The organism is Clostridium bornimense (assembly GCF_000577895.1).
Taxonomy (GTDB): Bacteria; Bacillota; Clostridia; order Clostridiales; family Clostridiaceae; genus Clostridium_AN; species Clostridium_AN bornimense.
This window is the reverse complement of record NZ_HG917868.1, coordinates 2,894,762-2,917,864: the sequence shown is the minus strand read 5'-3', so window position 1 is coordinate 2,917,864 and position 23,103 is coordinate 2,894,762. Positions and strand designations below refer to the sequence as shown.

General features: G+C 28.8%; 23 protein-coding genes. 21 read left to right on the top strand and 2 right to left on the bottom strand.

The window, feature by feature from the left end:
* The first annotated feature begins 467 nt into the window (after window positions 1-467).
* The 21 genes from rpmH (at window position 468) to CM240_RS13215 (ending at window position 19,524) form a co-directional block, all read left to right on the top strand.
* On the top strand, window positions 468-602 hold the full coding sequence (gene rpmH / locus CM240_RS13320; protein WP_044039602.1) for a 50S ribosomal protein L34: 135 nt from the start codon (window positions 468-470) through the stop codon (window positions 600-602).
* 70 nt (window positions 603-672) lie between these two features.
* The gene (gene rnpA / locus CM240_RS13315) at window positions 673-1,038 is read left to right on the top strand and encodes a ribonuclease P protein component (protein WP_044039601.1); all 366 of its coding nucleotides are present in this window, start codon (window positions 673-675) and stop codon (window positions 1,036-1,038) included.
* Window positions 1,010-1,222: a membrane protein insertion efficiency factor YidD gene (yidD, locus tag CM240_RS13310; RefSeq protein ID WP_044039600.1), complete on the top strand. Its 213-nt coding sequence runs from the start codon at window positions 1,010-1,012 to the stop codon at window positions 1,220-1,222. Before rnpA ends, yidD begins: the two co-directional genes overlap by 29 nt.
* A 17-nt stretch (window positions 1,223-1,239) precedes the next feature.
* The gene (locus tag CM240_RS13305) at window positions 1,240-1,992 is read left to right on the top strand and encodes a YidC/Oxa1 family membrane protein insertase (protein ID WP_044039599.1); all 753 of its coding nucleotides are present in this window, start codon (window positions 1,240-1,242) and stop codon (window positions 1,990-1,992) included.
* A gap of 20 nt (window positions 1,993-2,012) precedes the next feature.
* The gene (gene jag / locus CM240_RS13300) at window positions 2,013-2,630 is read left to right on the top strand and encodes an RNA-binding cell elongation regulator Jag/EloR (protein ID WP_044039597.1); all 618 of its coding nucleotides are present in this window, start codon (window positions 2,013-2,015) and stop codon (window positions 2,628-2,630) included.
* Between the two features lie 168 nt (window positions 2,631-2,798).
* Window positions 2,799-4,178 carry a tRNA uridine-5-carboxymethylaminomethyl(34) synthesis GTPase MnmE gene (gene mnmE, locus CM240_RS13295; protein ID WP_044039596.1) on the top strand — a complete coding sequence of 460 codons (1,380 nt, stop codon included), beginning with the start codon at window positions 2,799-2,801 and terminating at the stop codon, window positions 4,176-4,178.
* Window positions 4,179-4,206: 28 nt separating this feature from the next.
* Window positions 4,207-6,096 carry a tRNA uridine-5-carboxymethylaminomethyl(34) synthesis enzyme MnmG gene (gene mnmG, locus CM240_RS13290; protein ID WP_044039595.1) on the top strand — a complete coding sequence of 630 codons (1,890 nt, stop codon included), beginning with the start codon at window positions 4,207-4,209 and terminating at the stop codon, window positions 6,094-6,096.
* A 40-nt stretch (window positions 6,097-6,136) separates the two neighbouring features.
* On the top strand, window positions 6,137-6,856 hold the full coding sequence (gene rsmG, locus CM240_RS13285) for a 16S rRNA (guanine(527)-N(7))-methyltransferase RsmG (protein ID WP_044039594.1): 720 nt from the start codon (window positions 6,137-6,139) through the stop codon (window positions 6,854-6,856).
* Window positions 6,857-6,897: 41 nt separating this feature from the next.
* Window positions 6,898-7,695 (top strand): nucleoid occlusion protein, encoded by a 798-nt coding sequence (gene noc, locus CM240_RS13280; protein ID WP_044039593.1) that lies wholly within the window; start codon window positions 6,898-6,900, stop codon window positions 7,693-7,695.
* Between the two features lie 163 nt (window positions 7,696-7,858).
* Window positions 7,859-8,626, top strand: a complete 768-nt coding sequence (locus CM240_RS13275; protein ID WP_044039591.1) for a ParA family protein — start codon at window positions 7,859-7,861, stop codon at window positions 8,624-8,626.
* 2 nt (window positions 8,627-8,628) lie between these two features.
* Entirely contained in the window at window positions 8,629-9,474 is an 846-nt protein-coding gene (locus CM240_RS13270; protein WP_044039590.1) for a ParB/RepB/Spo0J family partition protein, read from the top strand.
* 35 nt (window positions 9,475-9,509) lie between these two features.
* Window positions 9,510-10,007 (top strand): DUF4446 family protein, encoded by a 498-nt coding sequence (locus CM240_RS13265; protein ID WP_044039589.1) that lies wholly within the window; start codon window positions 9,510-9,512, stop codon window positions 10,005-10,007.
* A 1,458-nt stretch (window positions 10,008-11,465) separates the two neighbouring features.
* On the top strand, window positions 11,466-11,666 hold the full coding sequence (locus CM240_RS13255; protein WP_044039587.1) for a DUF951 domain-containing protein: 201 nt from the start codon (window positions 11,466-11,468) through the stop codon (window positions 11,664-11,666).
* Window positions 11,667-11,756: 90 nt separating this feature from the next.
* A complete protein-coding gene (gene rpsF, locus CM240_RS13250) occupies window positions 11,757-12,044 on the top strand; it encodes a 30S ribosomal protein S6 (protein WP_044039586.1) in 288 nt (95 codons plus the stop codon).
* Between the two features lie 20 nt (window positions 12,045-12,064).
* Window positions 12,065-12,526, top strand: coding sequence for a single-stranded DNA-binding protein (locus CM240_RS13245; protein WP_044039585.1), 462 nt, complete (start codon window positions 12,065-12,067; stop codon window positions 12,524-12,526).
* 24 nt (window positions 12,527-12,550) lie between these two features.
* Window positions 12,551-12,802: a 30S ribosomal protein S18 gene (gene rpsR / locus CM240_RS13240; protein WP_044039583.1), complete on the top strand. Its 252-nt coding sequence runs from the start codon at window positions 12,551-12,553 to the stop codon at window positions 12,800-12,802.
* Window positions 12,803-12,987: 185 nt separating this feature from the next.
* Window positions 12,988-14,976 (top strand): DHH family phosphoesterase, encoded by a 1,989-nt coding sequence (locus CM240_RS13235; RefSeq protein WP_044039582.1) that lies wholly within the window; start codon window positions 12,988-12,990, stop codon window positions 14,974-14,976.
* Window positions 14,973-15,416: a 50S ribosomal protein L9 gene (rplI, locus tag CM240_RS13230; protein WP_044039581.1), complete on the top strand. Its 444-nt coding sequence runs from the start codon at window positions 14,973-14,975 to the stop codon at window positions 15,414-15,416. Before CM240_RS13235 ends, rplI begins: the two co-directional genes overlap by 4 nt.
* 9 nt (window positions 15,417-15,425) lie before the next feature.
* Window positions 15,426-17,297, top strand: a complete 1,872-nt coding sequence (gene lonC, locus CM240_RS13225; RefSeq protein ID WP_044039580.1) for a Lon family ATP-dependent protease — start codon at window positions 15,426-15,428, stop codon at window positions 17,295-17,297.
* Window positions 17,298-17,307: 10 nt separating this feature from the next.
* A complete protein-coding gene (locus CM240_RS13220) occupies window positions 17,308-18,639 on the top strand; it encodes a replicative DNA helicase (protein ID WP_044039579.1) in 1,332 nt (443 codons plus the stop codon).
* Between the two features lie 150 nt (window positions 18,640-18,789).
* Entirely contained in the window at window positions 18,790-19,524 is a 735-nt protein-coding gene (locus tag CM240_RS13215; protein WP_051483838.1) for an acyl-[acyl-carrier-protein] thioesterase, read from the top strand.
* 67 nt (window positions 19,525-19,591) lie between these two features.
* Here CM240_RS13215 and CM240_RS13210 read toward each other — a convergent pair whose 3' ends face one another.
* Window positions 19,592-20,626, bottom strand: coding sequence for a ribonucleotide-diphosphate reductase subunit beta (locus CM240_RS13210; RefSeq protein WP_044039578.1), 1,035 nt, complete (start codon window positions 20,624-20,626; stop codon window positions 19,592-19,594).
* Between the two features lie 42 nt (window positions 20,627-20,668).
* A complete protein-coding gene (locus CM240_RS13205) occupies window positions 20,669-22,888 on the bottom strand; it encodes a ribonucleoside-diphosphate reductase subunit alpha (RefSeq protein ID WP_044039577.1) in 2,220 nt (739 codons plus the stop codon).
* Window positions 22,889-23,103 lie beyond the last annotated feature (215 nt).

The following is a 23,103-nucleotide window of genomic DNA, read 5'->3' as shown; positions in this document are numbered from 1 at the left end:
TATCAACAAATTTATGCACAGAAATATAGAGTCAAAAAAAACTGTGAATAAATTTTTTATAGTTATCCACAATAGTAATAAATTGTGGATAAAAATTTTATAATAAAAGTTATTAACAGTACATATAAAAAAGTTATGCACAAGTAAAATATAAAGAATTGTGCTGAATTTTTGAATTAAAATAAAAAAATTAACAAGTTATACACAGGGTTATCCACAAAATGTGTATAACTTTAAATAATCCACAAGTTATTAACAATATATCTTAATAATATCAAAATAATAAGATGTATTCAAGAAGTTATCCACAAAAAGAACAACCTGGGGATAATTTTATTCACAATGAATTAAAAAAACATAGATTGACATAGTGCATTGACAACTATATAATTTAATAGTAAAACCATAAATACGTTTAGCTAGTAATTAACTTGCTATCAAAATTCTATATAGAGGGGGTGTTGAGTATGTTCATGACATATCAACCGAAAAAGAGACAAAGAAAGAAAGAACATGGATTCAGAAAAAGAATGAAATCATCAACTGGAAGAAACGTTCTTAAGAGAAGAAGAGCAAAAGGTAGAAAGAGATTGACTGCATAGGCCGCGTTTTTTGTGGCCTTTTTCTCTAAGCAAATTGTAATAGAAGTATTTTTTAGAAAGAAGAAAGTCGATGAAAGATGAAAAATTAAGACGTAATGTAGAATTTAGAATAGTATATAGAAGAGGAAAGTCTTTTTCTAATAATACATTAGTTTTATATACATATAAGAACAATAGACATCGTGATATTAATAAGGTTGGAATATCCGTTAGTAAAAAAGTTGGAAAGAGTGTTGTTAGAAGTAGAGTAAAACGATTAATCAGTGAGAGTTATAGACTAAATAAAGATAAATTTATAGTAGGATATGATTTTGTAATTATTGCGAGAACTAGCTCGGATAGTAAAAATTATCACGAGATTGAGAAGTCATTGATAAGTTTGTTTAAGAAAGCTGGTTTAATAAATAATGAAAAGGATATTAATAATAATAGTTAAATTCTATAGAAAATATTTATCTTCATTAAAGAGGCAACCTACATGTAGGTTTTATCCAACTTGTTCACAATACGCACTAGAGGCCTTAGAAAAGTACGGTGCTATAAAAGGAACGATACTTACAATAAAGAGAATTTTAAGGTGCAATCCTTTTAACAAAGGAGGATTTGATCCTTTAAAATAAGAAGTGGAGGGCTAATATTGCAAATATTATATGGTATATTAAATACAATATTTCTATTCTTTTATGATTTACTTAAGCCATTTTTAGGATCAGAGGGTATAACAACAGCTTTAACAATAGTGTTATTTGTTATTGTTATAAAGATAATACTTATACCATTAAATACTAAAATGATAATAAATTCAATAAAAATGGGGAGACTTACACCTAAAATAGAGAAAATAAAAGCTAAGTATGCATCAAATCCTGAAAAAATGAATGCAGAAACTATGAAATTATACCAAGATGAAGGTATAAACCCGATGTCAGGATGTTTACCAATGCTTATTCAATGGCCTATTTTAGCGGCAATGTTTTTCGTGTTACAACCACAAAATGAACCATTAGCGGATTTATTAAATACGTCATTTTTATTTATAAAAAACTTTGGTGCAACTCACAATGTTGTATTAGCTGTTCTTGCTGGGGGAACATCATTTATACAAAGTTATATGACACAAAAACAGCAAGGAGCATCATCAGGAAGTCAAGGAAATATGATGAATATAGTTATGTCAGGTATGATGTTTTATTTTGGATATATAACACCATCAGCTGTTGCTTTATATTATGTTGTGTCAAATATATTCCAATGGATATTTATGAGTGTAATTAGAAAGATAGTAATAAGTAAAGAAGAAGCTATTGAAGCTGAAGATGAAAAAAGTCAATCAGCTAAACCAAAAGTTACAATAACTACTAAAAAAATAAAAAATAAACCTCAAAAATAAGGGGAGGGGGAAGAATAAGTATGAAAATCGTAGAGGTGACAGGTAAAACTGTTAAAGATGCTTATCAGAACGCCCTGATACAATTAAATGTGACAGAAAATAAAGTTACTTATGAGGTAATTGACGAAGGAAGTAAAGGGTTTTTAGGGATAGGATGTAAGCCGGCAAAGATAAAAGTAATGGTAAAGAAAGATTATATATCTGAAGCAAGGCAATTCTTGCAAAGTATATTAGAGAGTATGAAAATAGACGCTAATATAAAAGTAGAAGAAAAAGATAATGTATTAAATATAGAATTAGAAGGAGAAGATATGGGTATAGTTATTGGATATAGAGGAGAAACACTAGATTCGCTTCAATATCTAACATCATTGGTTATTAATAAGGGAAGCAATGATGAATATAAAAGAGTTATTTTAGATACTTCTAATTACAGAAAAAAAAGAGAAGAAAGTTTAAGACATTTAGCTTATAAAACTGCTAAAAAAGTTGCAAGAACAAAAACTACAATAAAATTGGAGCCTATGAATCCATATGAAAGAAGAATCATTCATTCAGCATTGCAAAATGATAGATTTGTAAAGACATATTCAGAGGGAAATGAGCCCCATAGAAGAGTTGTTTTAGAATTGAAATAAAAATTAATAAAAATCAACCTCCCTTAGGGGAGGTTGATTTTTATTAGATGGAAAATTTATAAGTGGTAATAACTGATTATTGATAAAAAAATGTTGTAAATATATTATTAGATATAGAATTAAAAGCTTAAGAGCAAGATTCAATGTAGAACTTAGGAGGTATAGATCATGAAAGAATTTGACACTATTGCGGCCGTAGCAACAGCGGTAGGAGAAGGAAGTGTATCTATAATAAGAGTATCAGGAGAAGAGGCTCTTAAAATAGCTAAGAAGATATTTAGAGGAGTACGTGGAAAAAGTATAGATGACATTAAGCCATATACTATGAGATATGGAAGTATAATTGACAGCGAAACTAACGAAAAGATTGATGAAGTGATATTATCATATATGAAAGGTCCGAAGTCTTTTACAGCAGAGGATACTATCGAAATAAATTGTCATGGGGGAGTTATAGCAACTAAAAGAGTTTTAGATACTGTTATTAAATCTGGAGCTAGACTTGCTGAGCCGGGAGAATTTACTAAAAGGGCATTTCTAAATGGAAGAATTGATTTATCACAGGCTGAAGCGGTTATGGATATAATTAATTCTAAAACAGAAGTTTCAATGAAAAGTGCATTAGTTCAAAGTGAAGGAAAATTATCAAAAGAAATAAATGAATTAAGAAATAAATTATTAGAAATAATAGCACATATTGAAGCTACCGTTGATTATCCAGAAGATGATTTAGAAGAAGTTACTTCAGAAAAAACAGAATTAGATGTGAAATTAGTAATTAATGAAGTAAATAAATTAATAGAAAGTGCAGAGGCAGGAAAGATAATTAGAGATGGATTGTCCACAGTTATAGTAGGAAAGCCGAATGTAGGAAAATCTTCACTATTAAATGTATTAACTAGAGGAAATAGAGCTATAGTTACAGATATACCTGGAACTACAAGAGATATAATAGAAGAATATATATCTCTTGATGGGATTCCTATAAGAATTATAGATACTGCAGGAATAAGAGAAACTGAAGATGTAGTAGAAAAAATAGGTGTAGAGAGATCGAAGGAAAAAATTGAGGAGGCAGATTTAGTTATACTAATGTTAGATGCTTCAAGAGAGATAGCAGAAGAAGATATAGAAATAATAAAATATATAAAAAATAAAAAATATATAGTATTATTAAATAAGCAAGATTTACCTAATGCTATCAATCAAAATGATTTAAAAGAATTAAATCAAGATTATATTATTCCTATATCGACTAAGGATGAATTAGGAATAGATGAAATAAAGAACGCTATAAAAGAATTATTCTTTAATGGTAAGATAAATTCTTCAGAAGTAATGGTTACGAATATAAGACATAAAGAAGCATTATATAAAGCTAAAGAATGTCTACAATCAACTTTATGTGCATTAAAAGATACAATGGCAATAGATTTAGCATCTATAGATATCAGAAATGCATGGAGTGCATTAGGTCAAATTAATGGAGAAACAGTAGAAGAAGATCTAATAGATAAGATATTTTCAGAATTTTGTTTAGGAAAATAGAATATAAAGAAGAAATTAGGAGGAAAAGATGAAAACATACTTTGGAGGCAAATTTGATGTTGTTGTAATTGGAGCCGGGCATGCAGGATGTGAAGCGGCTCTTGCAAGTGCGAGACTAGGAATGAAGACATTAGTTGCAACAATGAGTTTAGAGTCTATAGCAATGATGCCTTGTAATCCCAATGTTGGTGGAACTGCAAAAGGACACTTAGTTAGAGAAATAGATGCCTTAGGCGGAGAAATGGGAAAGAATATAGATAAGACATTTATCCAATCAAGGATGCTAAATACATCTAAGGGGCCAGCAGTACATTCTTTAAGAGCTCAAGCAGATAAACACTCATATACTAGGGAAATGAAAAAGGTTTTAGAAAGTGAAGATAATATTTACTTAAAACAAGTTGAAGTAATTTCTATAGAAGTGGAAGAGGGCGAAGTTAAAGGAATTATAACGAAAAATGGCGCTTATTATGAGACTAAAGCTGTAATTTTGGCAACGGGTACTTATTTAAAAGGTAGAATAATAATTGGTGAAACAAGTTACTATGGTGGTCCTAATGGATTAGTGCCAGCAATGGATTTGTCTCAATCAATATTGAATTTAGGTATAAAACTTAGAAGATTTAAAACTGGAACACCAGCAAGGGTAAAGAGAAGTTCAGTAGATTTTTCAAAGATGATAGAACAATGTGGAGATGAAAGAATAATTCCATTTTCATTTACTAATAGCAATTTAGAAAAAGAGCAAATATCATGTTATTTAACTTATACTAATGAAAAAACTCATAATATAATAAAAGAAAATATAGATAGATCACCTATGTATAATGGATCTATTGAAGGAATAGGACCAAGATATTGTCCTTCTATAGAAGATAAGATTATGAGGTTCCCTGATAAATTGCAACATCAAATATTTGTAGAGCCAGAAGGTGAAGATACTGAAGAGTTATATATCGGAGGTATGAGTTCTTCTATGCCGGAAGATGTACAAATAGCAATGTATAGAACAATTCCAGGATTAGAAAATTGTGAATTCATGAGATCAGCATATGCTATTGAGTATGATTCAGTAGATCCTACTGAACTTAAATTATCACTAGAATTTAAGAAAGTAAATGGACTTTTTGGTGCAGGACAATTTAATGGTACATCAGGATATGAAGAAGCAGCATCACAAGGTTTAATAGCAGGAATAAATGCATCTAGAAAAATAAAAAATCAAGAACCGTTTATATTAAGAAGAAGTGATGCATATATTGGTGTATTAATAGATGATTTAGTTACTAAGGGAACAAATGAACCATATAGAATGATGACTTCAAGAGCTGAATATAGACTTTTATTAAGACAAGATAATGCAGATTTAAGATTAACTGAACTTGGAAGAGAAATAGGATTAGTTGATGATCATAGATATAATATTTTTGTTGAAAGAAAAGCTAAGTTAGAAGCTGAATTAGAGAGAATAAAAAATCTTCAAATAACAAATAAAAAGGAAGTAAATGAATTTTTAGAGCAATTAGATTCAGTAGCATTAAAGAAACCAATATCTTTATATGAACTTATTAAGAGACCAGAATTAAATTATAGGGTTGTAGAGCCATTAGATGCTGAAAGAGAAGTATTACCTATAGATATAATTGATCAAATTGATATTATAGCTAAGTATGAAGGATATATACAAAAGCAGTTAGAGCAAGTTGAACAATTTAAAAAAATAGAAAATAGGTTAATAGACAAGGATCTAGATTACTCTGATGTCTACGGATTAAGAACAGAGGCAATACAAAAATTAAATAAATTCAAACCTATGAATATAGGTCAAGCATCTAGAATATCAGGAGTATCACCAGCGGATATTTCTGTATTAATGATATATTTAGAGCAAAAGAAGAAGCAAAATAAGCAAAAGTAAATCTAATACAAAAAAGTAAATTAATTCAAAGGAGGACTATATGGATTTTTATACCCTTATGAAAACTTCTGCAGATAAGGAAGGAATACCGTTTTCAGAAAAAGAGTTTGAGAAGTTTGTTATTTATAAAGATTTATTAAAAGAATGGAATGAGAAAATAAATCTTACGGCTATTACAGATGATGAAGGCATTTTTAAAAAGCATTTTATTGATTGCTTAAAGATTTTTAGATTTTCAGAATTTAAAAATTTGAAGAAAGTTATTGATGTTGGTACGGGAGCAGGATTTCCAGGACTACCAATAAAGATAGTATCTCCAGAAACAGAAGTGGTACTTTTAGATTCATTAAACAAAAGAATCAATTTTTTAGATGAGGTAATTTGTAAATTAGATTTACAAAAAATAAGTACTATTCATAGCAGAGCAGAAGATGGAGCTAGAAAGCCAGAATTGAGAGAAAGTTTTGATGCTGTAGTTTCAAGAGCAGTCGCTAATATGGCGGTACTTAGTGAATATACACTTCCATATGTAAAAGTAGGGGGATATCTTATAGCACTAAAAGGGCCAGCCATAGAAACAGAAATATTAGAAGGAAAAAATGCTATAGCAACTCTTGGAGGGAAAATAGAAGATATAATAGAAGTTGAAGTTGAAGGAACTGATCTTAATCATAATCTTGTTGTGATAAAAAAGATAAAGGAAACTTCGAATGTATATCCAAGAAAGGCTGGAGTAATCAGTAAGAGGCCTATTAAATAATTAAGTTAAATAATGATTTTTTTATGAGGATGGGATTTAATATGAAGGGAATAGAAGAAAGTAAGATACAATATGTTTCTCCATTTGAAGTATATCCAAATCTTTATCAACCAAGAAAGACTTTTAATGATGAAACTATAGAAGAATTATCAGAATCAATAAAAACATATGGCATAATACAACCTTTATCAGTAAGAAAAATAAAAGAAAATTATTATGAATTAGTTGCAGGAGAAAGAAGATTAAGAGCAGCAAAAAAAGCTGGATTAGATAAAGTACCTGTAATATTAGTTGATATAAATGACAGAGAAAGTGCTGCAATTGCTTTATTAGAAAATTTACAGAGAGAAGATTTGAATTTCTTAGAAGAAGCAGAAGCATATTATAATTTATTAAAAGAACATAATTATACTCAAGAAACTCTAGCACAAAGTATAGGAAAAAAACAATCTACAATAGCAAATAAGTTAAGAGTTCTTAAGTTAGATTATGAGATAAGAAAAAGGCTTATAGAAAATGCTCTTACAGAGAGACATGCAAGAGCTTTATTGAAATTACCTAATACTGAAATGCAAATTAAGGTTTTAGATAAAGTAATTGAAAATAAGCTTAATGTTAAAGAAACAGAGGCTTTAATTGATAGAACACTATTAAAATATATGCATGAAGAAAAAGATATAGGTAAGGACGGAAAAAAGAGAATCAAGGGAGTTTTTGGTTCTAAGATTTATATAAACACGATAAAACAAGTATTTGATAAATATGGTATTAGTGCAAAATATAAATCTAAAGAAAGTGATGACTATATAGAAGTAACAGTAAAGATACCTAAAAAGTAATGTTTCACGTGAAACGGTACTTTTAAACCAGGATTTAAGGAATAATATTCCTTAAATCTTTTTTTTACAAAAAATTATTTTAAGAATTTGTGAAATTATCTTTTATAACATATTAATGTAATTTATAATATCATTATAAGAGATTAGTATAGGGGGGATAGATGTGAAAACAATATGTGTCTTTAATCAAAAAGGTGGAGTCGGAAAAACTACTACTAATATAAATCTAGCTACATATTTAGCTTTTGAAGGTAAGAAGGTTTTAATAGTAGATATAGATCCACAAGGAAATTCTACATCAGGATTAGGAATAGATAAATCCAATTTAGAATTTTCTATATATGATATTTTAACTAATGATACAGAAATAGAAGATTGTATCATTAAAAGTGAATTAATAGAAAATTTATACATAATTCCTTCTGAACAAGCATTAGCAGGTGCAGAAGTTGAATTGACAGGAATAAATCATAGAGAAGATATATTAAAGAGAAAGTTGGAACTAGTAAGAGATAAATTTGATTTTGTTTTTATTGATTGTCCACCATCATTGGGATTACTTACTATAAATGCATTAGTAGCATCAGATTCTGTATTTATACCAATACAATGTGAATATTATGCATTAGAAGGTGTATCACAACTTATAAATACTATAAATTTAGTTAAGAAAAGTTTAAATCCTAATATTAAATATGAAGGGATACTTTTAACTATGTATGATATAAGAGCAAACTTATGTAATGAGGTTGCTAAAGAAGTAAAAAATCACTTTGGGGATTATGTATATGAAACAGTAATTCCTAGAAATGTTAGACTAGCAGAATCACCAAGTTATGGACTACCTATTATGTTATATGATGCTAAATGTAAGGGTGCGGAAAGTTACGATATGTTGGCAAAAGAATTCTTACGTAGACAGGAGGAGTAATTGTGAGTAAAAAATTTGGATTGGGTAAAGGGTTAGGAGCACTTATTCCTGATGAAGAAATAGTGGAAGAAAAAAATTCAATAGATTTAATAGATATAAATAGGATTAAACCAAATAGCAAACAACCAAGAAAAAATTTCGATGAAGAAAAAATATCCAATCTAGCTAAATCCATAAAAGACAATGGTATCATTCAACCTTTAGTATTAAAGGAAAGTGGAAATGATTATGAAATAATTGCTGGAGAAAGACGTTGGAGAGCTGCAAAATTGGCAGGAATAAAGTCTATTCCTGCGGTTATTATGGAATTAACTGATCAGAAGGTATTAGAGGTTTCGTTGATAGAAAATATACAAAGAGAGGATTTAAATCCTATAGAAGAAGCATTAGCTTTTAAAAGATTAATAAAAGAATTTTCTATAACTCAAGAAGAGGTTTCAAAGGTTATAGGAAGATCAAGAACAGCGATAACTAATACAATGAGACTATTAAACTTAGATAAGCGTGTTCAGCAGTATTTAATTGAAGGGGTAATATCTGAAGGACATGGAAGAGCATTATTATCATTAGATAATAAAGATACACAATATGAAATGGCTATAAGGGTTATAGATAATAAATTAAGTGTAAGAGAAACAGAAAGATTAGTAAGAGACATTTTAAATCCGAAGGTAAAGGAATCAATTGTAGAGGAAGAAAATATTTATATTAAAGAATTGCAAAGTAGGATTAGTGAGCACTTTGGAACAAAAGTGTCAATTAAAACTAAAAAAGATAATAAGGGAAAAATAGAAATAGAGTATTATTCGCCAGAAGAATTAGATAGGATTCTTGAATTATTAATGTAGCAAGTTTCACGTGAAACAAATTTGAGGAGGAAATCATGGACAAAATAAATCAAATAGTTAGTGATAATATTAGTATAATACTTATATCAATGATTGCAGTAATTTTAATATTATTTATATTTTTATTAGTATTAATTAATTCAAATAGAAAGCTAAATAAAAGATATAAAAGTTTATTTAGATGTGAAGGAAAATCATTAGAAGATATAATAGAAAAATATATGAATGCAGTTGAAGAAGTGAAAGAAAAGAATAATACTATATTTGAATTACATGAAGAAATATTAAGTAAAGTTGATACATCAATCAGAAAGGTAGAAATGAAAAGATATAAAGCTTTTGATGATGTAGGATCAGATTTAAGTTTTTCGATTGTAATGTTAGATAATGAAAATAATGGATTTGTTTTAACAAGTATTTTTGGAAGAGAAGAAAGTGTTATTTATGCTAAAGAGATAGAAAGCGGAATTTCTAGATATGAGTTATCAACAGAAGAGAAAGAAGTTCTAGATAGTGCAATGGAAATGGAATAATGTAAAAAGAGGATCTCGTAATAACAAATGAAAATTTGTAGGCGAGCCTCTTTTTTTTAATTCACAATTTACAATTCACGATTCACAATTGTGGTGGAAGTTACTAGGAGTAATTTCTTGAATTATAAGTGTATTGTTGCTAAGTTGTTATTAAGATTTATTTTATAATTAGAATTGATAGTATAATGCTGTTTTATACGGAGCTAATGAAAGTTGCACTTTCATGTAGCTTATATATAGTTAAAGTGAATATTGTAATTTGTTCTGGTTAAGTAGTGGTGAACAATTTTTTTGGCTGTCCGCGGGACTACGATATTTTCGTCGCAGGGGAAAGTTAACATTAATTATGAATTGCGATTTGTGAATTATAGCAATAACATAAATTTATATATTTCATTATGAACAGTAGTTTCTATATTAATCCATATATGCCTAGCATTATTAATAAGAGACTTAGAATAAAGAAGAATTTTAATAATATATTTTTTATATAAGTAATTGAAGCCGGAGTAATAATATGTATCTTATTAATTTGAATTATATTTAAAAATATAAACCACATACTTATTCCACATATTAGTCCCGTATAATAAGTGAAAATATAATGTAAAGATATATATCTATGCATTATATTATAAAGTAAACTTCCTATAAGCCATATAAAAAGTGTGAATATATTTGTAGTTGTTTTAATTACACCTAGCATAAATGCATCAAAATATTTAGGATACTTTTGATTTTTATTAAATAGAGTTTTATTAGTAAAGTAAATAAAAATGAAAAAATTAATCAATATACCAAATAGTATTAATAAAGAATTTTTAATATATTTATTTGTGTTGAAAAGAAAAGTCATTGCAGTGTTAAAAAACAATAACAAAAATATGTTAGATAATAGAGCACCAACTGAAAGATAGATGTTTTTATTACTATATGGATATTTATTAGAGACTATATCTTCACTTATATATATGTTAAGTGGAAGTGCACAAGCAAATCCAGTAAGACAACCAAGCACTAATAATTTAATTAAGATAATCATACAAAGTTAACCATCCTTTTATATTAATAAGATAATTATATATCATTAATATAAAATATGTATATTATGGTATACATAAATTTTTAATTCTGATAAAAGTTATAATAAAACTTTTTTAAAAGTAATTTTAACAATATATAAATATGAATTTAAAATAGTATTATATTAGTAGGAACTATTTATATTATAGTAGAAACGATTATAAAAAATATGATAAGATATTTTATATAATTTGTTTAAAAGAACGTAGAGATAGTACAAAAGTATAATGATCAGAATACTCATGCAGTAAAGAAACATAAAAGTTAAATAATGGATAATAAAAGAGTTTTATTTAATGAAAATTAGAAATATAGTAAGGAATGTTTTAGATAATAAAAAAATTTTATGATAGATAAGTATAATGGAGGATAAAAATGAATTTAGTGTTTAAGTTAGGTGATATAGTTGAGATGAAAAAAGGACATCCGTGTGGAGGAAATGAATGGGAGATAATTAGATTAGGTGCAGATATTAAAATTAAATGCAGAAATTGTGGAAGGTTAGTTATGATATCTAGAGCAGATTTTAATAAAAGAGTAAAAAAAGTAATATTTTCAAATGAAGATAACAATTAGTTCTTGCAATATGTAAATAAAAGTAGTAAAATAATAAATTGTAATCCTGCCATCTTGAAGATGGCCGCAAGTCCAGAGGAGGTGAAAAGAATGAATAAATATGAAACATTATTTATCCTAAACACATCTTTAGAAGAAGAAGCTAAAAAGGCTATAATCGAAAAATTTAAGGGTGTTATAGAAAATGGTGGTGGCGCTATTGAAAATGTTGATGAATGGGGTAACAGAAAGTTAGCTTACGAAATCGGTAAAGCAAACGAAGGTTACTATACTTTAATCAACTTTACTGCAGCTCCTGAACTACCTAAGGAATTAGATAGAGTATTCAGAATTACTGATGGAGTTATAAGACATATCATAGTTAGAAACGAAAAGTAATAACAAGGTGGTGCTAGCTAATGAATAAAGTTGTTTTAATAGGAAGACTAACTAAAGATCCTGAGTTGAGATTTACACCAGGAACTGGAATGGCAGTAGCTACCTTTACAGTTGCAGTTGATAGAAGAATGCCTAATAAAGATGGTGTACGAGAAGCTGATTTTATTCCAATAGTAGTTTGGGGTAAACAAGGTGAAAATGTTGCGAATTATATGAGCAAAGGAAGACTTATCGGAATTAGTGGCAGAATTCAAACTAGAAACTATGAAGGCAAAGATGGAATTAGAAGATATGTTACTGAAGTTGTAGCTGATGAAGTACAATTCCTTGAAAGAGGAAATGGTGCAGAAGGTGGTTTCAATGGAGGAAGCAGAGGTTCTAATAACGGAGAATCTTATAATTCATCAAATTTAGGTTCAGATCAAAGTTACGATAACGGTTGGGCTGATCCAATAGATGATGATGATGAAATACCGTTCTAATATTTAGGTAAAGGAGGGAAAGACATGAGCGAAAAGAAAGAATACAAAAAGAACATGAGAGGCAGAAGAGCAAGAAAGAAAGTTTGCGCATTCTGTTCTGAAAAGAGCGAAGCTATTGATTACAAAGATATTAACAAATTAAGAAAGTTCGTTACTGAAAGAGGTAAGATTTTACCAAGAAGAATCAGTGGAACTTGTGCTAAGCACCAAAGAGAATTAACAGGTGCTGTTAAGAGATCAAGAAACATAGCTTTATTACCATTTACAACTGAGTAAAAAATGTAAGCCCATAGCTTTGCTATGGGCTATTTTAATATTATAAAAAAGTAATATATAGAAGATAATATATATGATAAGAGCGCAATTTTAAGTGGAGGCAATATAAATTTTTATAAAGTTATTTAAAAGTAAATAGTATATTGGTGATATAGAGGTTCTTTATGAAGAAGAAAGGATAAGAAATGGAAAGTAAGTTTAGATTTTTAAAAAAGGCGAATCATATATATTTGATAATAATACTTGTATTAAGTTTGGCTGCATTTATGAATGGAAGTCATTTTATTGCTATTCTTTCAGTTATAGTATTAGGAATTACCAATATAAGTAGCAGTATATTTATAAAGAAAAGAGAAACTCAAATAAATGAAGTTATAGAAGATTTTAATATGAGTTTAGATACGGTATATAAAAATACATTATTAAATATGCCACTACCAATGATGATAGTTAGTAATAAGGGAACTATTTTATGGGCAAATTCTAGTTGCTCTATAATAAATGAAAATAAGAAGATTTTATCTAGAAATATCAATACTATTTTTAATGATATTGATACTACAAAGCTATTAAAGTCAGATAAAGATTACTATAAGGATGTCGAAATAAACGGTAGCTTCTATGATTTATATATGTCTAAGATAAAGCATAATGTAAATAAAGATGAGAATGTAAATTTGTTTTATTTAGTTAATTCAGAAAAGCGACATGAAATCGAAAAAAAGTATAAAGAAGAAAGATATGTAGTTATAATTCTAGAAGTAGATAATTTAGAAGAAGTACTAAGAGACATAGAAGAAGAAAGAAGACCTATTTTGTTAGCTAAGATAGAAAGAAAAATAATAGCTTATGGTCAAAAAATGCATGGAATTACAAGAAAATATACATCTAATAGATATATAATTATTGTAGAACAAAAATATATAGAAGAAGAAATAGAAAATAAGTTTAATATTTTAGATGAAATAAAAGAAATAAATGCTGGAGAAAGATTATTAGTGACTATAAGCATGGGAGTAGGATTAAATGGTAAAAGTCCTTTAGACAGTCAAGATAGTGCTATATCAGCGATAGAGTTAGCATTAGGGCGTGGAGGAGATCAAGTAGTTGTAAAAAATAAAGATAAGTTCTTATTTTTTGGAGGAAAATCAAAAGAAGTAGAAAAAAGAACAAAAGTTAAATCTAGAGTTATAGGTCATGCTATTAAAGATATTGTAAATTACAGTGACAATGTATTAATCTTAGGTCACATTAATCCTGATATAGATTGTATTGGATCAGCTATAGGATTAAATAGTGTAATTACTGCTATGGGAAAACAATGTAATATAATATTAGATTCTTTAAATGCTAGTATAGAAGATATTGTGACAAAGTATATAGAAGAGGAAGATAAAAACCATGTTTTCATAACTGGAGAAGATGCTATAGACTATATAAGTGATAATACATTATTTATAGTAGTAGATACTAATAATAAAAAATATGTTGCTAATAAGGAGCTTTTAAAAGGAAATTCTAATATGATTGTTATAGATCATCATAGAAAATCTTTAGATAGTATAGAAGATGCTTCATTATCTTATATAGAACCTTATGCATCTGCTACATCAGAATTAGTAACGGAGATAATACCATATATAAAAGAAGGACATAAGTTATCATATATGGAGGCAGAATCATTATTAGCAGGAATAACTATAGATACAAAGAATTTTACATTTAAGACAGGAGTAAAAACGTTTGAGGCTGCTGCTTATTTAAAGAGTTTGGGAGCAGATACTGTAGAAATTAAAAAATTATTTTCATGTGATTTAGAGCGAATGATAAAAAGATGTGATATTATTAGAAGTGCTAAGGTTAATAATGGTATTGCTATAGCAAGATGTCCTAAAGAAGTGGAAGATAAATTGTTAGCAGCACAGGCAGCTGACGAATTATTAAATATTACAGGAATAGAAGCATCTTTTGTGTTAGTTAAGGTAGGAAACAGTGTTACTATTAGTGGACGTTCGTTAGGTCAGATTAATGTTCAACTTATATTAGAAGCTATAGGTGGCGGAGGGCATTTAACAATGGCTGGAGCTACTATAAATGATAGGACATTAGATGAAACTCAATTGATGTTAGAAGAATCTATAAATAAATATTTAAGAGAAGGTGAAGAGAAATGAAAGTTATTTTGTTAAAAGATGTAAAAGGTTTAGGTAAAAAAGGAGATGTAGTTAATGCATCAGACGGACATGCAAGAAATTTCTTATTTCCAAGAAAGCTTGCTAAGGAAGCTACAGAAAGCAATCTTCATGTTCTAAATAACCAAAAAGATAAGGCAATGAGGGAAAAGCAAGCTGAAATAGAAGCTGCTCAAGGATTAGCTAGCAAATTAAGAGGAAAAGAAATTAAAATTATTACTAAAGCTGGTGAAGGTGGAAGATTGTTTGGTGCTATAACATCAAAAGATATTGCCGAGGAAATAGAAAAGAATTTTGATATAAAAGTAGATAAGAAAAAGGTAGTCGCAGACACAATTAAACACCTTGGAAGTTATGATATAGAAGTAAAATTATATGCAGAGATTTCTACTAAGATGAAGGTAGTTGTATGTGAGGAATAGGAGGAAAAAGTGCAGAACTTAAATAAATTTTCTATTACACTAGATAGTCAAGTAAATATATTATTAGATACTTGTAAAAAAGTTTTAGATGGTGGAGTATTTAAAGGAAGAATAGTAAAACACAAGTTACAGAAACATGTAAGATCTAAGGATCCACTAGAAAAATTATATGCTATATTAATGATAATATCTGACGGAAGATATAGTAACGGTATACCAAGTGGTGAAACAGTATATGAGGCTTTAGATCAGGTAAATGTATATATGGCAGAAGAAGTCGCTAGAAAATATGTTCAAAATCAAGTAGAAGTAGAAGTAGAAAATTTTCTAATGACTAAGCAAGATAAATATATGGATGATATAAGGTTAAGTATAATAAAGAAGAAGAAGGGTCCGGAAAATACAGGCACTTTAAGAAAATATGAAAATCTTGAGAAGTTAAGTTCAAGAGAATTAACAGAAAATCTAATGGTACATTTAAGACCACATAAATTTAGTGAGATAATAGGTCAAGAGAGAGCTATTAAATCATTAATTTCTAAAATTGCATCTCCATATCCTCAGCATATTATACTTTATGGACCACCAGGAGTGGGAAAAACTTCTGCTGCAAGACTTGCTTTAGAAGAAGCAAAGCAATTAGAATATACACCTTATGATGATGATTCTAAATTTGTAGAAGTTGATGGAACGACTTTAAGATGGGATCCGAGAGAAATAACTAATCCACTTTTAGGATCTGTTCATGATCCTATATATCAAGGTAGCAAGAGGGATTTAGCTGAGACAGGTATACCTGAGCCAAAGCCAGGATTAGTAACAGAAGCTCATGGAGGAATACTTTTCATAGATGAAATTGGAGAGTTAGATTCTACATTACAAAATAAGTTATTAAAAGTTTTAGAAGATAAAAAAGTAGAATTTTCATCAGCTTATTATGATCCAGATGATGAAACAGTTCCTAAATATATAAAATATTTATTTGATAATGGTGCTCCAGCAGACTTTGTTTTAATAGGAGCAACTACAAGAGAACCAAAAGATATTAATCCAGCATTAAGATCTAGATGTACAGAAGTATATTTTGAGCCACTTACATCAATGGATATAGTTAAGATTATTGAAGAGTCTAGTAAGAAGTTAGATGTAAGACTTGAAGATGGTGTAGCAGAAGAAATTTCAAAATACACTATTGAAGGTAGAAAAGCTATTAATATATTATCTGATGTATATTCTAGTGTAGTATATAAAAACAAAGGAATTAGAGATGGATTAGTAATAACATTAAAAGATATAGAAGAGGTAATATCTATAAACAGATTAACACCTTATGACCATATAGAGGAATTAAATCAAGGTGAAGTAGGAAAAGTTTATGGACTTGGAGTATCTGGTTATATGGGTTCTACTATAGAAATAGAAGCTGTTACATTTAAGTCTAATGAAAAAGGAAAAGGAAAAATACGATTTAATGAAACTGCTGGATCTATGGCTAAAGACTCAGTGTTTAATGCAACATCTGTTATAAGAAAAGTTTGTGGTGTAGATTTAAGTGATTATGATGTACATGTAAATATTGTTGGTGGTGGAAATATAGATGGACCATCAGCAGGAGCAGCAATAACATTGGCTATAATATCATCTATTACAAACAAAGAGATTAGAGGAGATGTAGCGATAACAGGGGAAATATCACTTAGAGGTAAAGTTAAACCTGTTGGTGGAGTATTTGAAAAAATTTATGGAGCTAGACGAAGAGGTATAAAAAAGGTATTAATACCTAAAGAAAATATTAAAGATGTTCCATATGAGTTAAGTGGTATAGAAGTAATATCAGTAGATACAATAGAAGATGTAATTAAAGAAGCGTTAAGACACTAGGGGTGATAATATGGAAGAAACAGTTAGAGTTCTCCCGCAAAATATAGATGCAGAGATGTCTGTATTAGGTGCTATGATGGATGATAAAACAGTTATAGCAGAAGCAGGGGAAGAATTATCTCCTGAAGACTTTTATAAAGAAGCGCATAAAATAATTTTTTCAGCTATTATGGAATTATTTATGAAAGATATTCCTGTTGATGAAATAACTTTAATTGAGAATCTAAGATCAGCTGGTAAGTTGGAGGCAGTAGGTGGAATATCATATATTGCTTCTCTTACAAGTATGTTGGCTACAACAATGAATGTAGACTCATATATAAAAATTGTAAAAGATAAAGCAATACTTAGAAGACTTATTAGATCTGCTAATGAAATAATTGAAGAAAGTTATACTAAGCAGAATGAAGTAGATGAAGTTATGGATAGAGCTGAAAAGAAAATTTTTGATATATCTGAAAATAAGGTTAAAAGTGACTTTGAAAGAGTATCTTCAGTTTTATCTAGAAGTATAGAACAGTTAGAGCAAGTTTTTAATAATAAAAGTGATGTTACTGGAATAGAAACACCATTTATCGATTTAAACTCAAAAACATCAGGATTTCAAAAAGGTGATATGGTTCTTATAGCTGCAAGACCATCTATGGGGAAGACAACTTTTGCATTAAACCTTGCTCAACATGCGGCACTTAGATGCGGAAAAAGTGTAGTAATATTCTCTTTAGAAATGTCAAAGGAACAGTTAGTTCAGAAACTTCTTTGTGCAGAGGCAAATATAAGTATGGTGTCTTTCAGAAATGGTGATTTAAAGGATTCTGATTGGGATAACATAGTTAGATCAGCAGGACCACTTGGGGCATCTAAGATTTTCATTGATGATACTCCAGGGGTTACTGTTATGGAGATGAGATCTAAGTGTAGAAGAATTAAGTTAGAACATGGTATAGATATGATATTAATAGATTATCTTCAACTTATGAGCGGTAGTGGTAGTGAAAGTAGACAACAAGAAGTATCAGAAATTTCACGTTCTATAAAAGCTTTAGCAAAGGAAATGGAATGTCCTGTTATTGCATTATCACAGTTATCTCGTGCTCCAGAGCAAAGGGCAGATCATAGACCAATGTTATCGGATCTTAGAGAATCTGGATCTATAGAGCAGGATGCTGACGTTGTTATGTTTCTTTATAGAGATGAATATTATAATAAAGAATCAGACGAAAAAAATATAGCAGAATGTATAATAGCTAAACAGAGAAATGGTCCAACAGGAACAGTTAAAATGATGTTCCTTGGAGAATATTCTAAATTTACTAATGCAGATTTGAATAGAGAATTATAAAAAAGTTATCCACAGGAGAAGATATATAAATGACCTGTGGATATCTTTATAAAAAATTTTAAAAATTAAGTTGTGGATAACTTTTAAGTTTTATGTTGTGGATAACTATGAAAGGTTAAATTGTGGATAACTTTTAGAGAGGTGAAATAAGTGGGAAATAGGTTTGAAAGAAATCATAAAGTTGCATATGGGGAGACTAGCAAAAATGGGGAAGCTTTTATCAGTGAGATTGTAAATTATATGGTAGAGACATCTATTAATCATGGAGAAAGTTTAGGAATTGGTGTGGAGTATCAAAAGAGTAAAGGCGAAGCATGGATATTATGTAGATGGGATATAACATTTAACGAAATGCCTAAATTTTATGAAGATATAAAAGTTACAACTGAATGTATGGGAGCTAATAAATTTTATGCTTATAGAAAATTTCATATATATAGGGATGAACAATGTATAGTAGATGCTAAGAGTCAGTGGATATACTTAGATATAGAGAAAAGAAAAGCAAAGAGAATTACAGAAGAAAGTATTGAAAAATTTGATGTTGAGGGAAAAGAAACATTATCTTTTGATAAGTTATTAAAAGGTAAAGAAGAGATAAGCTCAAGGTTATTTACAGTAAGATATAGAGATATTGATATGAATGACCATGTTAATAATACTAAATATGTCTGTTGGGCAATAGAGACTGTAGAACCTGATTTTATTACAAATCATAGAATAAAAAATTTAAAAGTAGTATATAAAAAAGAAACTACATATAAAGATGTTGTGACATCTAAGATATATTCTACAGAAAAAGATAATGTATTATTACATAAGATATTTTCTAATGAAGGAGTAGAATTAGCAGTTTTACAAAGTACATGGGATAAAATTAAATAGTTAAAATAATAAGGCCTGTTGCGCAATAAATTAATTTTGAGCAACAGGTCCTTTTTTATATCAATAATTATAAATCATCAACTAAAACAGCAGCTTTTGCATATGCTGTAGATTTAGCTTCAAAGAAATCTGTCTTTACAGAATTAGCGTTAGATAAATGATCTACCCATGGTGCTGGGTTAGTATCTATATTATATACAGGATCAAGACCAATGCCTTTTAATCTTAAATCACCAAGATATTTTATATATTGATCTATTAATTTTTCATTAATTCCTTGAATGTTATTTCCGATAACATATTTTCCCCATTCAATTTCATTTTCTACTCCTGTTTTAAGCATTTCAGTTAATTCATTTTTTAGTTTATCAGTGAAAAGTTCTGGCTCCTCTATTTTAAGTTCATTTATTATGTTTCTAAATAACCATAAATGTGTATTTTCATCTCTATTAATATAGCGTATTTCTTGAGATGAACCAGACATTTTTCCATTACGTTCTAAGTTATAGAAAAACATAAATCCAGAATAGAAGTAAATTCCCTCTAAAATATAGTTAGCCATAATTGTTCTAAGTAAATTTTTATGAGTAGGCTCATCTAAAAATTTATTATATTGATCACCTATGAATTTATTTCTATTTAATAGTATAGGGTCATCTTTCCATTGATATAAAATTTCATTTCTTTTTTCAGGAGAACAAATAGTATCTAACATATAAGAATAACTTTGAGAGTGAATAGCTTCTTGATAAGCTTGAATAGTTAAGCATAAATTAACTTCAGAAGCAGTTATATAATTACTTATGTTCCCTAAGTTAGCTGTTTGAATACTATCTAAAAATATTAAGAAAGATAATATTTTATCATATGCAGTTCTTTCACTATCTGAAAGAGTTTGATATTGCTTTAAGTCACCAGCTAAGTTGATTTCTTCTGGAATCCAGAAATTATTCATCGCTTGTCTATACCAATCAGATACCCAAGTATATTTCATATTGTTAAAATCATTTAAGTTTGTTGTATTACCATTTATCATTCTTTTTTTTGCAGTTTCTGTATCGCCTTGTTCGTTAAATAAAGGTCTTCTGTTTAATGTTGACATAATAAAATCTCTCCTTACATTAATAGAGAAAGAAATTCTGCTTTATGCAGAACAACTTTCACATTCTTCAACTTCTAATGATTTAGAACGTACATAATATATACTCTTCATTCCACTTTTACATGCTTCTATATATAAGTTCATAATTTGTCTCATAGTATATTTTGTTGTTATATAAAGATTAAAAGATTGCCCTTGGTCTATATGACGTTGACGAATTCCATTTGCTTTTATTGACCAAATTTGGCTAACATCATAAGCTGATGTATAGTACCAGAAGGTATCTTCATTAAGATTTGGAGCAGTCTTTGGAATTATAGATCCTTTCTTCTCCTCTAAGAAAAATCTATTCATTATAGGATCAATTCCTTCAGAAGTACCAGCTATAGTTGCTGTTGAACCATTTGGAGCCACTGCTAGTAAATATCCATTTCTTATACCGTATTTAGAAACTTCCTCTTTTAGTGAGGTCCATCTTTCATCATTATAATCTCTTAACTCGAAATATTTTCCTGTATCCCAATCAGATCCTTCAAAGTAAGGATATGCTCCTTTTTCTTTAGCAATTTTTAAACTTGCTGATATTGCAAAATAATTAATGTCCTCGTATACTTTGTCAACGAAATTTAAGTGTTTATTACCTTGCCAAGATATAGAGTTGTTAGCTAACATATGATGATATCCAGATGTACCTAATCCTACTGATCTATATCTTTTATTAGTAATTTCCGCAAATGGTACAGAATAATAATTAAGGTCGATAACATTATCCATAGCTCTTATTTGAGTTTCTACGACATATTCAAGTTCAGATTTATTTGTTACATCTATATTTCCAAGAACTAATGAAGATAAATTACAAACCACGAAGTCGCCAGATTTAGTTTTTTCTACTACGATAGTATCTCCATTATCATCTACAATTTCATGCTGTTGTATCTCCATACCGCTCATATTTTGCATTATCTCTGTACAAAGGTTTGATGAGTATATCATTCCTTTATGTTTATTAGGGTTCATTTTATTTACTGTATCACGGTAAAATGTAAATGGCGTTCCAGTTTCTGCAGCAGATTTAATAATAAGTCTTACTATATCTTTTACTGACATTTCTCTTTTTTCTATTCTAGAATCATTTACACAATCATAGTAACGCTCTTCCCATTCTTCACCATAAAAATCGCAAAGGTCATATCCTTTTACTGTACGAATTTCATGAGGACACATCATATACCATGTTGCATCGATATCTTTTTCAGCAAGTTTCCAGAATAAATCAGGATAACATAAGCCAGGGAAGACATCATGAGCTTTCTTTCTATCGTCTCCATTATTAGTTCTAAGTTGAAGAAATTCAGGAAGATCTTTATGCCAAGCATCTAACCATACAGCCACAGATCCATTTCTCACCCCTAATTGGTCTACTGCTATAGCTGTATCATTAAAAAGTTTTACCCAAGGAATAACTCCGCCAGAAGCTCCTTTAAAGCCTCTTATACTAGCGCCTAGAGATCTAACCTTACCAAAGTATATACCCATTCCGCCACCTAATTTTGAAACTTTAGCAAAGTTATCTAAGCTCTTATAGATTCCAGCTAGAGAGTCATCAACTGTATCTATAAAGCAAGAAGAAAGCTGATAAAACGGTTTTCTTGCATTAGACATTGTTGGAGTAGCCATAGTTGCTTTAAGAGAACTTAAAACATCATAGAATCTTTTAGCCCAAAATAAACGATTTTCTTTTTTTTCAGGTAATGCTAGATGAAGAGCTATTCCCATAAACATTTGTTGTGGAAGTTCTAATAAAGTATTATCATAGTCTCTTATTAGATATCTACTTGCAAGAAGAGATATACCACTGTATGTAAATAAGAAATCTCTTTCTGGTTTAAGTTCTAATTCTAATTCTCTTATATCTTCCTTTGTATAATTATCTAAAATATATTTACCATATAACCCTTTATTAGTTAAATTGACGATTAAATCATATAAATCTCCATAAGGTTCATCAGTATTTCTAACTTTCTTAATTGATTCATATAAGTCGTAAATATATAATTTTGCTGATGCATATTGCCAAAGGGGAAAATCTTCAGAAGTCATTTCTAGTGAAGATTGAATTAGTGCATTAGTTATTTCTTTATCTGTCATTGATGGTCTTAATATAAGATCAAGAGCAGATAATAATTTATCTTCAGTATAAGCATCATTAATCTTCTGTATTTCTGAAGTAGCAAATTTACAAAGTTCAGTTAAGTTCATTTATAGTATACCTCCCGTAATAGCATATATTGTACATGATAAATAAAAACACACAACATATTGTACATATATTATAAGGATAATAATTGTTAATAGACAAGCATAATTACTTGGAATTATAGTAATTATGCTTTAATTATCATGAGAATAGTCTATTTTATAATAATTCTCTTAAAAATATCAAGTCATTATTAGTATTCGAAATGATATGTATA

What these genes read in the sequence shown, in the direction of transcription:
- rpmH (WP_044039602.1), top strand. Translation starts at nt 468, where the DNA reads ATGTTCATGACATATCAACCGAAAAAGAGACAAAGAAAGAAAGAACAT.
- rnpA (WP_044039601.1), top strand. Translation starts at nt 673, where the DNA reads ATGAAAGATGAAAAATTAAGACGTAATGTAGAATTTAGAATAGTATAT.
- yidD (WP_044039600.1), top strand. Translation starts at nt 1,010, where the DNA reads ATGAAAAGGATATTAATAATAATAGTTAAATTCTATAGAAAATATTTA.
- jag (WP_044039597.1), top strand. Translation starts at nt 2,013, where the DNA reads ATGAAAATCGTAGAGGTGACAGGTAAAACTGTTAAAGATGCTTATCAG.
- mnmE (WP_044039596.1), top strand. Translation starts at nt 2,799, where the DNA reads ATGAAAGAATTTGACACTATTGCGGCCGTAGCAACAGCGGTAGGAGAA.
- mnmG (WP_044039595.1), top strand. Translation starts at nt 4,207, where the DNA reads ATGAAAACATACTTTGGAGGCAAATTTGATGTTGTTGTAATTGGAGCC.
- rsmG (WP_044039594.1), top strand. Translation starts at nt 6,137, where the DNA reads ATGGATTTTTATACCCTTATGAAAACTTCTGCAGATAAGGAAGGAATA.
- noc (WP_044039593.1), top strand. Translation starts at nt 6,898, where the DNA reads ATGAAGGGAATAGAAGAAAGTAAGATACAATATGTTTCTCCATTTGAA.
- CM240_RS13265 (WP_044039589.1), top strand. Translation starts at nt 9,510, where the DNA reads ATGGACAAAATAAATCAAATAGTTAGTGATAATATTAGTATAATACTT.
- CM240_RS13255 (WP_044039587.1), top strand. Translation starts at nt 11,466, where the DNA reads ATGAATTTAGTGTTTAAGTTAGGTGATATAGTTGAGATGAAAAAAGGA.
- rpsF (WP_044039586.1), top strand. Translation starts at nt 11,757, where the DNA reads ATGAATAAATATGAAACATTATTTATCCTAAACACATCTTTAGAAGAA.
- CM240_RS13245 (WP_044039585.1), top strand. Translation starts at nt 12,065, where the DNA reads ATGAATAAAGTTGTTTTAATAGGAAGACTAACTAAAGATCCTGAGTTG.
- rpsR (WP_044039583.1), top strand. Translation starts at nt 12,551, where the DNA reads ATGAGCGAAAAGAAAGAATACAAAAAGAACATGAGAGGCAGAAGAGCA.
- CM240_RS13235 (WP_044039582.1), top strand. Translation starts at nt 12,988, where the DNA reads ATGGAAAGTAAGTTTAGATTTTTAAAAAAGGCGAATCATATATATTTG.
- rplI (WP_044039581.1), top strand. Translation starts at nt 14,973, where the DNA reads ATGAAAGTTATTTTGTTAAAAGATGTAAAAGGTTTAGGTAAAAAAGGA.
- CM240_RS13220 (WP_044039579.1), top strand. Translation starts at nt 17,308, where the DNA reads ATGGAAGAAACAGTTAGAGTTCTCCCGCAAAATATAGATGCAGAGATG.
- CM240_RS13210 (WP_044039578.1), bottom strand. Translation starts at nt 20,626, where the DNA reads ATGTCAACATTAAACAGAAGACCTTTATTTAACGAACAAGGCGATACA.
- CM240_RS13205 (WP_044039577.1), bottom strand. Translation starts at nt 22,888, where the DNA reads ATGAACTTAACTGAACTTTGTAAATTTGCTACTTCAGAAATACAGAAG.